The 15,074-nt window shown below is 31.8% G+C and carries 14 protein-coding genes; all 14 read right to left on the bottom strand.

Annotation, left to right across the window (positions count from 1 at the left end):
- Positions 1-42: 42 nt before the first annotated feature.
- On the bottom strand, positions 43-594 hold the full coding sequence (locus tag IKK64_01325) for a 2-oxoacid:acceptor oxidoreductase family protein (GenBank protein ID MBR4118701.1): 552 nt from the start codon (positions 592-594) through the stop codon (positions 43-45).
- A 1-nt stretch (position 595) separates the two neighbouring features.
- Positions 596-1,369, bottom strand: a complete 774-nt coding sequence (locus IKK64_01330) for a 2-oxoglutarate oxidoreductase (GenBank protein ID MBR4118702.1) — start codon at positions 1,367-1,369, stop codon at positions 596-598.
- Entirely contained in the window at positions 1,369-2,451 is a 1,083-nt protein-coding gene (locus tag IKK64_01335; protein ID MBR4118703.1) for a 3-methyl-2-oxobutanoate dehydrogenase subunit VorB, read from the bottom strand. The genes IKK64_01330 and IKK64_01335 overlap by 1 nt, the downstream gene beginning before the upstream one ends.
- A 24-nt stretch (positions 2,452-2,475) precedes the next feature.
- Complete coding sequence (locus IKK64_01340) at positions 2,476-2,703, bottom strand: 4Fe-4S binding protein (GenBank protein MBR4118704.1); 228 nt, start codon at positions 2,701-2,703, stop codon at positions 2,476-2,478.
- A gap of 296 nt (positions 2,704-2,999) precedes the next feature.
- On the bottom strand, positions 3,000-4,154 hold the full coding sequence (locus IKK64_01345) for an adenylyltransferase/cytidyltransferase family protein (GenBank protein ID MBR4118705.1): 1,155 nt from the start codon (positions 4,152-4,154) through the stop codon (positions 3,000-3,002).
- Positions 4,151-5,206 (bottom strand): mannose-1-phosphate guanylyltransferase, encoded by a 1,056-nt coding sequence (locus IKK64_01350; GenBank protein MBR4118706.1) that lies wholly within the window; start codon positions 5,204-5,206, stop codon positions 4,151-4,153. Before IKK64_01350 ends, IKK64_01345 begins: the two co-directional genes overlap by 4 nt.
- Before the next feature lie 68 nt (positions 5,207-5,274).
- The gene (locus IKK64_01355; GenBank protein MBR4118707.1) at positions 5,275-7,290 is read right to left on the bottom strand and encodes a polysaccharide biosynthesis protein; all 2,016 of its coding nucleotides are present in this window, start codon (positions 7,288-7,290) and stop codon (positions 5,275-5,277) included.
- Positions 7,291-7,347: 57 nt separating this feature from the next.
- Complete coding sequence (locus IKK64_01360) at positions 7,348-8,316, bottom strand: glycosyltransferase family 4 protein (GenBank protein MBR4118708.1); 969 nt, start codon at positions 8,314-8,316, stop codon at positions 7,348-7,350.
- Between the two features lie 44 nt (positions 8,317-8,360).
- On the bottom strand, positions 8,361-9,323 hold the full coding sequence (locus tag IKK64_01365; protein MBR4118709.1) for an NAD-dependent epimerase/dehydratase family protein: 963 nt from the start codon (positions 9,321-9,323) through the stop codon (positions 8,361-8,363).
- Between the two features lie 269 nt (positions 9,324-9,592).
- Positions 9,593-10,663, bottom strand: a complete 1,071-nt coding sequence (locus tag IKK64_01370; GenBank protein MBR4118710.1) for an acyltransferase — start codon at positions 10,661-10,663, stop codon at positions 9,593-9,595.
- 294 nt (positions 10,664-10,957) lie between these two features.
- The gene (locus IKK64_01375; GenBank protein ID MBR4118711.1) at positions 10,958-12,034 is read right to left on the bottom strand and encodes an acyltransferase; all 1,077 of its coding nucleotides are present in this window, start codon (positions 12,032-12,034) and stop codon (positions 10,958-10,960) included.
- A 206-nt stretch (positions 12,035-12,240) separates the two neighbouring features.
- Positions 12,241-13,278 (bottom strand): acyltransferase, encoded by a 1,038-nt coding sequence (locus IKK64_01380; GenBank protein ID MBR4118712.1) that lies wholly within the window; start codon positions 13,276-13,278, stop codon positions 12,241-12,243.
- A gap of 128 nt (positions 13,279-13,406) precedes the next feature.
- Entirely contained in the window at positions 13,407-14,171 is a 765-nt protein-coding gene (locus tag IKK64_01385; protein ID MBR4118713.1) for a glycosyltransferase, read from the bottom strand.
- The gene (locus tag IKK64_01390; protein ID MBR4118714.1) at positions 14,172-15,074 is read right to left on the bottom strand and encodes a glycosyltransferase family 2 protein; all 903 of its coding nucleotides are present in this window, start codon (positions 15,072-15,074) and stop codon (positions 14,172-14,174) included.

Consider the following 15,074-nt stretch of genomic DNA (forward strand, 5'->3'; position numbering starts at 1 on the left):
GGAAAACCAAACTCTTTCTTGTAAAATAGTATATTGTATACTCTATATCTCTTGTTCTGCTTTAATTATCTCCATTCCATGAAGAATTGCTTTCTCATTCTCAGGAATCAATTTGTGCAATCTTTCAGCCAACGACTCTTTAAGACTATTTACAATGCTCTCAGTATTAACAATTGGGCAAACTTTTAAAATGCCACCTAATACCAACATATTAAATGCTCTTGCGTTACCCATCTCAATAGCCTCATCCATAGCATCAATACGATATATGTTAATATCTTTACGTGTAGGCGTGTGACGTATTCCGTAACTATCGTATATGATTGTCCCACCAGGTTTTACATCATTCTCAAATCTATCAAGCGAAGGTTGATTTAGGACTACAACAACATCGTATGAATTTAATACGGGAGAACTAATACGGTCATCACTTAAAATAACAGTAACATTTGCTGTTCCTCCTCGTTGCTCAGGTCCGTATGAAGGCATCCAAGTCACCTCTTTGCCCTCAATCAATCCTGCGTGAGCCAATATCTTTCCTAATGAAAGAATACCTTGACCTCCAAATCCTGCAACTATTATCTCTTTTTTCATCTTACTTTTCTACAATAGTGTCTTTAATATCTCCGAGAGGATATTTTTCAAACATATTCTCTTCCATCCATCTGTTTGCCTCATCTGGAGTCATTTTCCATCCGGCATTACAAGTTGAAACAATCTCTACTAACGAAGTTCCTCGTTTCTCCATTGAGTTCTCTATGGCTTTTTTGATTGCAGCTTTTGCTTTTTTGATTGCGGCCGTATTGTGTACACTTTGACGGGTTATATAGCATGTTCCGTCAAGTTGAGCCAATATGTTGCTTATCTTCAAAGGAAATCCGTTTAACTCTGCATTACGACCGTAGGGGCAAGTTGAAGTTTTCATCCCCAATAGTGTAGTAGGAGCCATTTGACCTCCGGTCATACCATATATACCGTTATTAATGAATATAATAACAATATTTTCACCTCTGTTACATGCGTGAATAGTTTCGGCTGTGCCTATTGCCGCTAAATCTCCGTCACCTTGATATGTGAAGACAAACTTATCGGGATTAAGACGTTTAATTGCTGTTGCAACAGCAGGAGCTCTGCCATGTGCGGCCTCAATCCAATCTATATCCAAATAGTTGTACGCAAACACAGCACAACCAACTGGGGCAATTCCAATGGTCTTTTCTTCTAATCCCATTTCATCTACAAGTTCAGCCACGATCTTATGAACAACACCATGACTACATCCGGGACAATAGTGCATAGGATTATCGTTCATTAAACGAGGTTTCTCGTAAACGATATTTTCAGGTTTTATAATATCTTTTATATCCATTATTTTATATACTCTTTCTTAATAACATCTAATATCTCATCAGGAGTGGGAACAATACCTCCCAATCTGCCGTAGAATTTAACATCTATTGTGCCATTTACAGCCAATCTGATATCTTCAACCATTTGACCGGCATTCAGCTCAATAGAGATAATGCCTTTTACTTTCTTTGCATATTCGGCAATAATATCAGAGGGGAATGGCCAAAGAGTTATTGGTCGTAAAAGACCAACTTTTATACCTTCTGCACGGGCCATTTCTTGAGCCTTCAAACATATTCTTGCGAGTGAGCCAAATGCAACAATCATATAATCAGCATCTTCGCAGTCAATAGCCTCGTATCTAACCTCATTTTTCTCAATCTCGCGGTATTTTGCTTGGAAACGAAGATTATTATCTTCCATAACAGCAGGAGACAATTCAAGAGAAGTTAGAATATTAGGTTTTCTTCCTTTCGGTTTTCCTTGTAGCGCCCATGGACATTGAGTGCGAATCTCCTCTTCAGTTCTGCGAGGGCGAATAGGGGGGAGGATAACTTTCTCCATCATCTGACCAATAATGCCATCTGCAAGAATAATTGCGGGATTACGATATTTAAATGCAAGGTCAAATCCTAAATATACAAAATCTGCCATCTCTTGAACACTCGAGGGGGCAAGAGCTATTAATTTATAATCTCCGTGTCCACCGCCTTTAACCGCTTGAAAGTAGTCGGCCTGTGAAGGTTGAATAGTTCCTAATCCGGGTCCTCCTCGCATTACATTTACAATTAATGCAGGTAGTTCTGTCCCAGCTAAATATGATATTCCCTCTTGTTTAAGACTTACACCAGGGCTTGATGATGAAGTCATTACAGCCTTACCTGAACCGGCTCCACCATATACCATATTTATAGCGGCAACTTCGCTCTCTGCTTGTAGTACAACCATTCCAGTACTCTCCCATGGTTTTAAGGTCATGAGTGTTTCCATAATCTCCGATTGAGGAGTTATAGGGTATCCAAAATAACCATCAGCACCATATCTTATGGCAGCATGGGCTATTGCTTCGTTTCCTTTTAGTAGTTTTATCTCTTCTGACATAAAATTCTCTTTTTAATAGTTGTGTTAAAGTTTTACCTTATATACGGTAATACAGCCATCGGGACATACATATCCACAACTTGCACAACCAATACATTTATCTGGATTTTTCATATATGCGTAGTGGTATCCTTTATCGTTCACCTCTTTTTCATGAAGAGATAATACGTTTGCAGGACATGCTGTAACACAAAGGTTACACCCTTTGCAACGCTCTTTATTAACCTCTACTGCACCTGCTATTTTAGCCATTGTTTTAAAAAATTATATTTTATCTATTCTTTTTATTCGGTCTATTAGTTTTAATAACCGAAATACATTCTGATTTTAATTAATTGCAAATTTACAAAATTTAATCGGTAACGGAATATTAAATACTGATAATATTATTAGATATTCATTAAAATTTGTTTTTTAGATTATATGTGAAAATTAGATTCTCTTGCTATATTAGACTAATCTAAATATCTGAAGTCAAAAAAGAATAATAATTAATATAATGAAGAAAGGCAGTGTTAAACTGCCTTTCTTCATTGTTCTTTAAATAATTATGATCTTCTTATTTTAATAGACATTGACTCTTTTAGATGTTTGTCGCACACTAATATAAGATATCCGCCACCTCCTGCACCACTTATCTTCCATCCTTTAACATCAGGGTTTTGGCTATATTTCATAATTTGCTCTAATACATCACTTGGAGCCATATTGGGGAATAAGTTTAATTGAGCATTCAAACTCTCAGTTACCGCCTCTCCAAATTTATTCAAATCCTTATTAAGAATTGCATCCCAACATTTTTCAGCAGCAATACTTAAATTGCGAGCATTTTTTTCGTTTATAGAAGTGTTTTCATAAACATCATAATCTGCCTTACGAGGATACAAAGGAATTAAACATATATGTTCCTCAATCCAATCTAATATTGAACTATCAAGATTTGAAGTTATTTTGGTTGGCCAAAAGTCTCCATTGTAATCTAACTTATTAAGTCCTGGCATAACAATACCAATAGAGTCTTGAGAACCACTGACATATTTAACACCGGGAGGATTTTCAAAACAAAATAGTGTTTTTGCTAATTTCTCTTTATCGCCCGAAGGAATATCGGTTTGCCATAACTCTATCGCTTTTTTTCTTGAGCTTGTTGACATTCCGCTTCTGTCGTTAAATTCATACTCTGGTTCTATACTTATAGTTAAAACAGGACCAGGGTAAAATTTACTTACATGAGGTTGATCCAACCATCCGCCGGCGAGGTCTATTCTGTATGGGATATTACACTCTTTACGTAGAGCAGTAGTTGAGCGTGTTGGTAGATTTCCATGAGGGATTCGTTTGCTTACAACATATTCAATTCCTAATTCTTCGCAGAATTTCTCTTTCAAAGGTGTGCTACCATCGCTATTTACAAAGAAAATATCAGGCATTAATTCGCGAACCTCTTTCTCAAAATCCAAAAGACCTCTGCCACTATTTATCCATGCCTCTTTTACCGCTTTAAGAGATTTTACCATATATAATCTCTCATCTTCGGTATTAATAGTTTTCCTTGCTTTGAGTTCTTGTATTGTTTTGTCCGATCCTATACCAACATATAAATCTCCGTATGTTGCTGCCTCCTCAAAAAAAGCAACGTGTCCACTATGTAGCATATCATAGCATCCCGACACAAAGACCTTCTTTTTTATTTCGTTACTCATATCTTGTCTAAATTTCCGTTATCATTAAGTTTATAATATTCAATTCCTCTCTCTGTTTCAATTACAAATGTATTGTTTAAATCTTTAATAACAAAATCTTTGCTTGATTTAATATGTGCAGTACAACCGCTTGCGTTTATAAATGATACATTTCCTATGGCAGCATTTCCATTCTCGTCTTTATTTAGATAATCTCTAAGAGAGTCCCATGTCCCCAAATCAGACCATCCAAATTCAGATGGAAGAGTATATATGTTTTCTGCTTTCTCCATAATAGCATAGTCAACCGATATTTTTTGAACATTACTATAAACATCTAAGACAGCATTGTTTTCATTGTCGGTATTATATGAACTTTTTATGCTCTCAAAAGCTGAAATAATATCAGGAGCATATTTTTTATATGAGTCTATTAAAGTAGATAATTTCCATAAAAATAGTCCTGAGTTCCAATAGTAGTTGCCTTCTTTAATGTATTTAAGAGCAACTTCGTATGAAGGTTTCTCTTTAAATGATAAAACCTTTTTTATTTCATTGTTACAATTATTATCTGTGGCAATATAACCATAACCTGTGTGTGGCATTGATGGAGTAATTCCAATTGTTACAATAGAGTCATTTTGGGTAATAAAATTTAGAGCCTTACAAATTGTCTCTTTAAATTTTGTTATGTTTATAATAGAGTGGTCGGCAGGAGAGATAATAATCTCTGCCTCACTATTACATTTTTCTCTTATTTTACTACCTACGTATGCAATACAAGGGGCAGTATTACGCATAAAAGGCTCAAATAGTATATTCTCTTTTGGAACATTTGGTAATTGATTATATATAATATCTTTGTAATTACCCGATGTTATAATCCATATATTCTCTGTTGGAACAATACCCTCAAAGCGATCAACAGTCATTTGTAATAGACTTCTTCCAGTTCCTAAAATATCTACAAATTGTTTAGGACATTCAGGGGTACTTATTGGCCATAATCGACTACCAATACCACCAGCCATTATTACAAGATGCCTCTCTATATTATTATTGTTGCTATACATTTCGCTAATATTCTTCTCTCTTAATCTTGATCTTCTTAGATTATTTATGAAAGTCTTGATTTGGCTATTTAGTTTTTGTCAAGAGTTTCAAATTTTGAGTTTTGACTGATATATTCAGGAATAATCTCCTTCATAGTGGCAACAATAACTTCATCGTTAAACTTCCATGCCATATCAATCAATTTCTCTATTTGGGGGGCTATCTCATTATAATCATATTTACGAACCCTACCAATCATTATTCGTTTATGTTTGGTGTTGTCTGTAATCTCTTTGTCATTAAGTAATTCTTCATATAGTTTTTCTCCAGGACGCAATCCTGTTTCAACAATATCAATATCAGTGTATGGTTTAAGTCCTGATAACTTAATCATACGTTTTGCAAGATCAAATATTTTCACAGGTTGTCCCATATCAAACACAAAAATCTCTCCACCTTCTCCCATACAGCCAGCCTCCAGTACAAGTTCGCAAGCCTCTGGTATTGTCATAAAATATCGAATAATTCTTTTATCTGTTATGGTTACAGGACCACCTTTTGAGATTTGCTCTTTAAAAAGAGGAACAACCGAACCATTACTGCCAAGAACGTTTCCAAATCGGGTAGTGATAAACATGGTTGTGTTATTGCCTTTTTTCTTCAAATCTAAAGCAAGAGATTGAACATATATTTCAGCAATACGTTTTGATGCGCCCATAACATTTGTAGGGTTCACAGCCTTATCGGTAGATACCATAACAAATTTTTCGACATTGTATTTAAGCGATATATCAGCAAGATTTTTACTGCCACCAACATTCGTTCTAATAGCCTCGCTTGGGTGTAGTTCCATCATAGGAACATGTTTATATGCAGCAGCATGAAACACTATTTTTGGTTGGTATTTATTAAAGACCGATTCAAGTCTTGCCAAGTTCCTAACATCGCCCATAAAAGGAATAACAACATTGTTGTATCCTTTATTTTGCATTTCAAGCAAAATGCTATGCATAGGAGTCTCTGCATTATCAAACATAATAATCTTTTTAGCCCTATATTTGGCTAATTGTCTTACAATTTCACTTCCAATTGAACCAGCAGCACCAGTAACCAAAACAACTTTGTTTTCAATAAAGCTGTTTATAGTTTCAACGTCAGGTTCTATAACCTCACGATTTAAAAGTTGCTCAATTTGAATATCGTGAACATTACAAGATATAGGAATATTTGCATCCTCTTTTGAGTGTCTAATCACACTGTTTGATATTTGCCTGACTTTAATATCAGCATCAAGGAATGCGTCAATACCTCCATTTCTGAGAAAAGCAATTTGAGAAGGTTCAAAAATTAAGACCTCAGCGTTTAGATTTGCAAATGTTTTACCCACCTTTTCAGCTGTAAAACGTTTTATTGGTAATCCGTTTATCTCGGCATTTGTATATCTCTCTTCGTTAGTCCATAAAAAAGCAACAGGTTCATAGTTGCCATTAACCTCACTTTTTAATTTATCCACGAGAGCAACCGATTCTGTATTAGTCCCCAAAATTACGGCTCTAATTTTTTTGTTTCTATCCTTTTCGTATTCAATACCCTTTGTATATAATATTTTAGCAAAAATCCTAATAGATAATGAGCAGAATATAATAGCTAATCCCATACCAACAATCAATATGTTATGAGAAAGCACTCTATTTCCTGTAATATATTCAACAATTAAGTTGTTTGCAATTAATATTGAAGTAGCAATAATAACTGATACAACTAACTTTATAGTATCAACATATCCACTATATCTAACAATACCCAAATATGGTTTAAAAATTATAAAGCAAATAAGGAATACTGTAAATATTAAGAATAACTGACTTAGAAATTTTGCCAAATCAAAATCATATAGAGGAAAAAGGATTGCTTTTGATATAGGAATAAGACAACAACAAGCAATAACCACAATCATATCAATACCCAAAACAACGTAAGGGTGAGTTTGATTATGTTTAAACCATAAAGCAATTCTTTTCAGAATATTGAATTTAGTATCAATATCCCCGTTAAAAAATCTTTTAGTACCTATAATTGCTCTTTTAAAAAAGTTTCTGCTCATAATTTAAAATACAATTCTGTTATACTTATTTTATCCCTTTATTAAGGTTTTCTTTTGTTAGTTATTCTTAGTGTGAAGATAAAAATAACGTTTCATAAACCAAATGTAACCCAAACATAAAATAAAAGTTGAGGTAAAAAGATATGTATAGCAATATTTAAAGCACAAAATATATCCAATAACAATTATCGATTGCAACAACATATACCAAAGAGATACAACCAAATGAGGGATTTTTAGTTCATTGGCCATAATTTGGTAAGCATGTTTACGGTGTGCTTCAAAAATATTCTCATTAAGCATAATCCTATGAATTATGGTTAAAATAGAATCTACACCATACAAAAGTAGTAACACTATATAACTCAAATTTTCAGTTTCTATAATAAGTTTTCCAAGAAGGAACAAAATAATAAAAGCCATTGCAACAGAGCCACAATCACCAGCAAAACACTTAGCCTTTTTTCTGAAGTTGAAGAAGTTGAAAACCAAGCATCCAACAATGACCGTATATATAAGTTCAGGCATTACAAACTGAGTAATTGCCGTATTAATATATGCTAACGAACCCAATACAACAAGAGAATAGCCACCAGTAATACCATTAATGCCATCCATAAAATTATATGCATTAATAACTCCTGTGCAGAATATAAAAGCAATAACAATATACCACCATGGCAGTTCTCCGCCAAACAATCCCCATTGCATAAACATCATAGCCATAGCAGTAAAGTGGAATAATATTCTCACTTTAGAACTTAAACTAATAACATCATCAATAAAACTAATGAATGTAATGAGAGTAAGCCCAAACAAAAAGTAAGGGTAGGGAAATCCAAAGAGTAAGGCAAAATAGACAATAGCGATATAAAAGATAATACCGCCACCGCGTAGGGTAATACTCTTGTGAGAACTACGTTCATTAGGTTTATCAATAATATCAAACCTATCAGCAATTCTAAAATAAACAAGTTCAGCCACAAACAAAACAGGCACAGCCAAAGCAACTAAGCACCAACTCATAGCATTATCAATCCCTAATGTTGCCATAATCTATAAATGAAGAACTATAAATTTTTAAAACTAAGCAAAGTTTTAAACATACCTTTTTCTGCCGAAGTAGGTAAGTTCTTAACCCCAATAGCATCTTTAATTTTGCTATTATCAACAACAAAATTCTCAGTAAGTTTCATCAACCGTTCGCTATTTAAAGGCAGATGGATAATATCTCCAATCTTTGCCATGCACTTAATAAAGCCTTTGCCAATGCCCCAAATAACAGGTTTCTTACCTAACGATTTAGCAATAAGCATTATTAAAAGGTTTGTAGAAAGAGGTTTGTCATCAGCAACATTGTAAATGTCACTCGCAATATCTTTCTCAATCAGCGATTTAATAATAAAACATAGATTGTCAACCCCCATAAATGAGCGAAGATTATCAAACTTACCCAAAGGCCAAGGAATACCTTTGCAAACAACCTTGTAAAGTAAATTCAAGTTGCCTTTATTTCCTTTACCATGAATCATTGCAGGGCGTAGAATAAAAACCCTCTTCTCCTCAAAATCAAAACCGCCATTCACAATGATATACTCTTCGGCAGCACGTTTTGATTTTCCATAAGGAGTTTTGGGATTGCAAACCACATCCTCCTTTAAAGCATCGCCATTAACCCTATCAGTAGCAGCCTTAACGCTACTAAAGAAAATAAAGCGTTTAGCCTTTGATTTAGAAAACAAATCAAACACCCGTTTGGTGAGTCCAGTGTTTATTTCAAAATACTTACTCGCATCAGTAGTGTTTTTAGTATCGTGAGCCATACCGGCAAGATGAATAACAATATCAATCTCATCCCAACAGATACACTCAGCATCGTTCCAGTGGTAGAACTCATCATACACACCTTTGCCCTGATTAATATCCAAAGCAATAAGATTACAATCAATACACTTCTTCAGAAACACCGAAATATTAGAGCCTACAAAACCGTAAGCCCCAGTAATTAAAATATTTAATTTGTTTTCTTTCATTATTTATTCTAACAACAAACAACTACCCCAACGGGGCAACGAAGTTGAAAACTAAAAACTAATCATATTGCGAAGATAGTAAAAAAAACTTAATAGATAGGAATTTATCTATAAATAAAAAACTCCGAGCATAAAAAACTCGGAGTATATAAATATTTTATAATAAAAGAACATTCATTCTTTTATTTTGCTTATGCTCGGCATAGTTTAAAGAACTTAACTCTGCTCTCGCTTACTCGCATAATTCCTAATTGTGGCAACGCCACGAACTAATTCCTAATTGGAGTTTTAACTCCAAACAGCCAATTAGCAAGTATTGGGCTGATTCTTATAATACTACTTGTAACTAGGCAAAGAGCAATAACCATAGAGGCTAAAGCAATACTAACAAAAAACTCTAACGAAAGATTTTGGTTCGCTTTAAACCAATCACCAAGAAATTGAATATTGTAAGGTAAGAATAAATAGTGAAGAAGATAAATATCTAAAGTTCTTCTGCCAATATATTGCAAAGTTCTACCAATGCGTTTATCTTTAGTAAAACAATCTTGGTACTTATAGAAAAATGCAAAAACAGTAATAATGCCGGTAAATCCTATTAAAACTTTAAGAATATCATCCCAAATAACTGTAATTTGAATATCGCTTTTAATATAGGCAATTGTAATGATAAAGAAAAAGGCGATTATCAAAGCAGTAGCAAAAGCATTATTAATCAGTTTAAAGAAATAAGGTAAAATTCTTTTCACAATAATACCCAGAATAAAAAATATGTAATATTTAAAATATACCAAACCTAAGACAGAAGCTACATCATTTGGAATACCTAAATCCTCAATAGTAGCCTTAGAAGATAAAGATCTAATCACAATGCCAGATGATAGCCAAATAAAAATTTCAACAAAGTCTTTACACTTGAATTTCTTAATAAGAAAGTCAGTAATAATAAAAAGGATAAAGAAAAAGAATAGAGCAATAGTAAACCAATAACCATATTTAGTCACATCCAACACTCCATCTAAAATAGACTTATTAAAGATATAGCAAAAGAGAACAAAAAATATAGAAGTAGAAATAATTTGCACCTTAAATTTCTTAAGAATAAACGTAAAAGAATTCTTAAGATTCCACATCTGAGTTGCTTTATAAAGCACAAAGCCACTAACAAAAAAGAAGAGGGGCATTCTTAAAAAAATAAACAAAGAGTTAAAAGATAAGGTAGTGGCAAAATTTTGAACTCCCAAACTCATATACAAAATGTGGCTATAAACAACCAAAATCATTGTAAAGCCACGCATAGCATCAATATACTCAAGTCTTTGGCTGTTTCCTATATTCATACTATCGTAGTTTCGGATTAATGTGATGACTCCCTCTTTTTTTTTTAAAAATTTCCTATTTTCTTATCTTAAAGAAAACTAAATCTATTTACGATGCAAAAGTAATAAAAAACTTTAATAAATATTTCTTATTTGTAAATAAAAAACTCCGAGAGAACTCGGAGTATATAAATATTTTATAATAAAAGAACATCATTCTTTTATTTTGCTTATGCTCGGCATAGTTTAAAGAACTTAACTCTGCTCTCGCTTACTCGCATAATTCCTAATTCCTAATTGTGGCAACGCCACGAACTAATTCCTAATTGGAGTTTTAACCCCAAACAACCAATTAGCAAGCATTGGACTGATTCTTATAATACTACTTGTTACTAAGCAAAAAGCAATAACCATTGCGGCCAAAGCAATACTTACAAAGAACTCAAGCGTTGGGTTTATGTTCTCAGTAAACCACTCTCCAACCATTTCTAAGTTATAAGGTAAAAAGAAGTAGTGGAGAAGATAAATATCCAAAGTCCTTCTACCGATATATTGCAATATACGACCAATACGTTTCTCTTTAGTAAAACAATTTTGGTATTTGTAGAAGAAGGAGAATGATACGAAAGTTCCTGCAATAGCAAGGAAAATTACAATTAATAAATTAATAGCAACTCCGTGTATAGTTCCTTCTTTTATCCATATCAAGGCTATTATAAAAAATAGAGCAATAGTCAACCCTGTTAAAATAGAATTGTTTAAGTACTTTTTAAATAAATCAAATCTTCTTTTTACAATAACACCCAATACAAAGTATATAAAATATTGAAAATTATTATAACCTAAAGCATTTGGTAAAGTATCGTTAATCCCTATTAGAGATAGAACTTTTTGTGGACTTATCGTTGCAAAAAATATAAATAGTCCAATAATCAATAAGGATATATCATATTTCCAAGAATGTTTTATCTTGTTTAGAGGCTTTGCAATTAGAACATACAAAACAAAATATTCAAACAGTGATATAGTAAACCAATAACCATATTTCATAGGAGAGTATAAACTACCTATAAAAGATCGATTGAATATATATATGAATAGTCCTAAGAATATAAGAGTAGGAATAATTAATTGCCTAAATTTTGCACCTATATATTTAATACTATTTTGCCAATCCCATAACTGCTTTTCTTTATAAGCAAATAATCCACTAATAAAGAAGAATAAAGGCATTCCAAATAATAGAAAAATGTTTTCAAAGGAATTTATTTGATTAATAACCTTTAAGACATCAAAGCTAAAATAGTTTATATGCCAATAAACTATTATTATCATAATAAAACCTCGTAGAGCATCAATATACTCAAGTCTTTGGCTGTTTCCTATATTCATACTATCGTAGTTCCGGATTAATGTGATGACTCCCTCTTTTTTTTAAAAAAAAATTCCTATTTTCTTATCTTAAAGAAAACTAAATCTATTTACGATGCAAAAGTAATAAAAAACATTAATAAATATTTCTTATTTGTAAATAAAAAACTCCGAGCAGAAGAAAAAACTCGGAGCTTATGAATATAATTTTTTGTTGTAAATAATTGTTATCGTTTAGGTATTAAAAACCTTTTAATACTACTGAATATAAAATCTTTAATATAAGCTACTAATGCGGAACTATAAAATACTAACGGAACAATAATTAGTATATATACAAAAAATTGTTGTTGTGATTCAAAAAAACGGCTTTTGAAATAAGGGTAGTATAAAATATCAAATATACAACAACACAAGTATATGTCAAGCGTATAAATTGATAACTTTGAGAGTATTCTTGAGTTGTATTTTAAATCGTATAGAGTTAAAAATAGTGCCGTAGCAATTGTTAAGTAATATATACTCCAAACTTGTCCACCAATTGGAGCAAAGGTTTTGTTTAATATTAAACTAACTCCAGCATCAGATAAACATAATGCAATTATGCCTAATGCTAAAAATATTTTATTGATTTTAGGCTTATATTCTGCAATATACGTACCAACAAAGTAGAATGTAATAGCACCAATTATATCAAAATAATTTGGAAAAATTTGCATCCCTCCTCTGTTGAAGAATAAAGGAATAGAGCTATTAAATATACAAATTCCAATTAAAAATAATCTATTCTTCTTTGTCTCTAATTTTTCAAACAAGATATTTAAAAATGGCATTAATAAGAACAATCCTATATATAGTTCAATATACCAACCATAAGGTATAACTGTAAAATTTAATAATGATTTTAAGGATTGAAAAACTGAAAAATCTTGATTTAGATAGAATATTTTAAATAAAACGAATAGTACTGAATAGAATATGTATGGATTTATAACCTTCCAAATACCTTTAAAAGTTTTTAAATTTATTTCATTATATTTTTTTCTCCTATGTAAATAACCTGTTAGTAATACAAAAAGAGGCACGGATACATAGAATAGAGACATTAAAGTACCTTGAAAAAATAAATTAATATCACTTATAGGAATTTTAATAAAATGTGTATTTATACAAAAAAAGTGCCCTGCAATCACAAATATAATGGCAGTAACTCTTATGATATCAAGTCCAGATTCTCTATTATTTATTGAGTTGGTTGTGCTCATACATAATATTTTCTTTAAAAATTATATTTCTAAATAATAAATAACTAATAAATCTTTATGTTTAATAAATATTTTTTTGCTAAAAACAACCCGTAGGACAGCATTGTCGATAACTAATAACTAAGAAACTATTTAGATTTAATCTTAAACAAAAGTAATTCAAATGCTTTGTAAACAAGACGTAACCACATATAAAACATATTAGAGTAATAGTTATTTTCTTTGCATGCCCTTAGACACTCTTTGTTTATAATATTCTTGCTTTTAAACCCTTCGGTACTTGCTCCTCCAGTACGCATAGTAACAAAATCTAAAGGCAGATATTTGCATTTAATTTTAGCCTTAACGACAAAGCGGAGGAGTAACTCAAAATCAGCGGCAATCTTATAATCAGTTTTGTATAACCCTAAATTTTCGTAATATTCACGTTTAACATAGAACGATGGATGGGCAAACATAAATCCCATTCGCATCATCCATGGTCTAAAATTTCTTGAAGAATAGTGCCTGATGCTTTTGTTTAAGTTCTCTGGGCTAACAAAGTGTATATCACCGTAAACGGCATCAATACATTCTTTATTAAAAGCATTAATAACTTGCTCTATAATAGTATTATAAGTAAAAAAATCATCAGAGTTAAGCACGCCAATAATATCTCCTGTTGCCATTCCAATACCCTTGTTAAATGCATCATAAATACCATTATCTTTCTCTGATTTTATAATCTGTCTTTCACCTGCAAATTGTTTAACAATCTCCAAAGTATTATCTTTTGAAAGACCATCAACAATAATATGCTCAATATTGGGATAAGTTTGAGCATTAACCGATTTAATGGTATCAGCAATAGTTGCTGCACTATTATATGTACAAGTAATTATAGATACTTTCATTTACAACTCAATATTATAATTATCTTTAATATACTCTTTTATTTTATCCCTATCATTACCACAACGTTTTTTTATCTCAAAGATCTTTGCATCAACAAGAGTCCTATACCACCAACCTTGAAGAAAATGCCATAGGAACCCCTCTTTGCCATCTAAAAAACCCAATTTAAAGAAATATCTATAGCAAAAGTATAAAAATGCTCTTATAAATAGAGGTTGTTTGGTGTATTTATGCTTTAATAATCGTTTGTTTTTTGCTTGTTCATTAATAATTTTGTTTTTATCTTCATTAGCATTTCCTATTAAGTTTAATTCTATATCTAATAAGTCAACAGCCTCTCGAGTTGAGTATCCAATATGTTTTTGTGTCCACCAACTTAAATTGTTTAAATTGTCATCAGAAAATTCATTATTAAATTCTATGGACTCTCCTTCAATTAATTGAATATGTTCATCCATAAATCTAACCTCACATTTAGCCTTTTTATTTCTAAATATACGCATAAGTTTAACTTGGTTCATCCCATGTTTAATTTCTTTACCAAGAAATACTCGTCTTAGAGGTATAACAATACCAGTATATTTTTCACTTAGCGAATCAATTCTTTGCCTCAATTCATTTTTTAGTTCTTGGGATAGATATTCATCTGCATCAAGTCTAAATACCCAGTTTGTTTCAATGGGTGCATTTTCTAATGCCCAATTAAATTGAGTTGCGTAATTAACCCATTTATTCTGTAGAATTGTGACATTTTTATATTTTTTCGCTATCTCTAAAGTATTATCAGTGGAATAACTATCAATTATAAAAACTTTTTTTACTATAGAAGAAATATTTTTTAGACACCTATCTATATGAATCTCTTCATTATATGTAAGTATTATTACAGATATATCTAGCAT

Source organism: Bacteroidales bacterium, from assembly GCA_017521245.1.
Classification (GTDB): domain Bacteria; phylum Bacteroidota; class Bacteroidia; order Bacteroidales; family G3-4614; genus Caccoplasma_A.

What these genes read in the sequence shown, in the direction of transcription:
- IKK64_01325 (MBR4118701.1), bottom strand. Translation starts at nt 594, where the DNA reads ATGAAAAAAGAGATAATAGTTGCAGGATTTGGAGGTCAAGGTATTCTT.
- IKK64_01330 (MBR4118702.1), bottom strand. Translation starts at nt 1,369, where the DNA reads ATGGATATAAAAGATATTATAAAACCTGAAAATATCGTTTACGAGAAA.
- IKK64_01335 (MBR4118703.1), bottom strand. Translation starts at nt 2,451, where the DNA reads ATGTCAGAAGAGATAAAACTACTAAAAGGAAACGAAGCAATAGCCCAT.
- IKK64_01340 (MBR4118704.1), bottom strand. Translation starts at nt 2,703, where the DNA reads ATGGCTAAAATAGCAGGTGCAGTAGAGGTTAATAAAGAGCGTTGCAAA.
- IKK64_01345 (MBR4118705.1), bottom strand. Translation starts at nt 4,154, where the DNA reads ATGAGTAACGAAATAAAAAAGAAGGTCTTTGTGTCGGGATGCTATGAT.
- IKK64_01350 (MBR4118706.1), bottom strand. Translation starts at nt 5,206, where the DNA reads ATGTATAGCAACAATAATAATATAGAGAGGCATCTTGTAATAATGGCT.
- IKK64_01355 (MBR4118707.1), bottom strand. Translation starts at nt 7,290, where the DNA reads ATGAGCAGAAACTTTTTTAAAAGAGCAATTATAGGTACTAAAAGATTT.
- IKK64_01360 (MBR4118708.1), bottom strand. Translation starts at nt 8,316, where the DNA reads ATGAGTTGGTGCTTAGTTGCTTTGGCTGTGCCTGTTTTGTTTGTGGCT.
- IKK64_01365 (MBR4118709.1), bottom strand. Translation starts at nt 9,323, where the DNA reads ATGAAAGAAAACAAATTAAATATTTTAATTACTGGGGCTTACGGTTTT.
- IKK64_01370 (MBR4118710.1), bottom strand. Translation starts at nt 10,663, where the DNA reads ATGAATATAGGAAACAGCCAAAGACTTGAGTATATTGATGCTATGCGT.
- IKK64_01375 (MBR4118711.1), bottom strand. Translation starts at nt 12,034, where the DNA reads ATGAATATAGGAAACAGCCAAAGACTTGAGTATATTGATGCTCTACGA.
- IKK64_01380 (MBR4118712.1), bottom strand. Translation starts at nt 13,278, where the DNA reads ATGAGCACAACCAACTCAATAAATAATAGAGAATCTGGACTTGATATC.
- IKK64_01385 (MBR4118713.1), bottom strand. Translation starts at nt 14,171, where the DNA reads ATGAAAGTATCTATAATTACTTGTACATATAATAGTGCAGCAACTATT.
- IKK64_01390 (MBR4118714.1), bottom strand. Translation starts at nt 15,074, where the DNA reads ATGCTAGATATATCTGTAATAATACTTACATATAATGAAGAGATTCAT.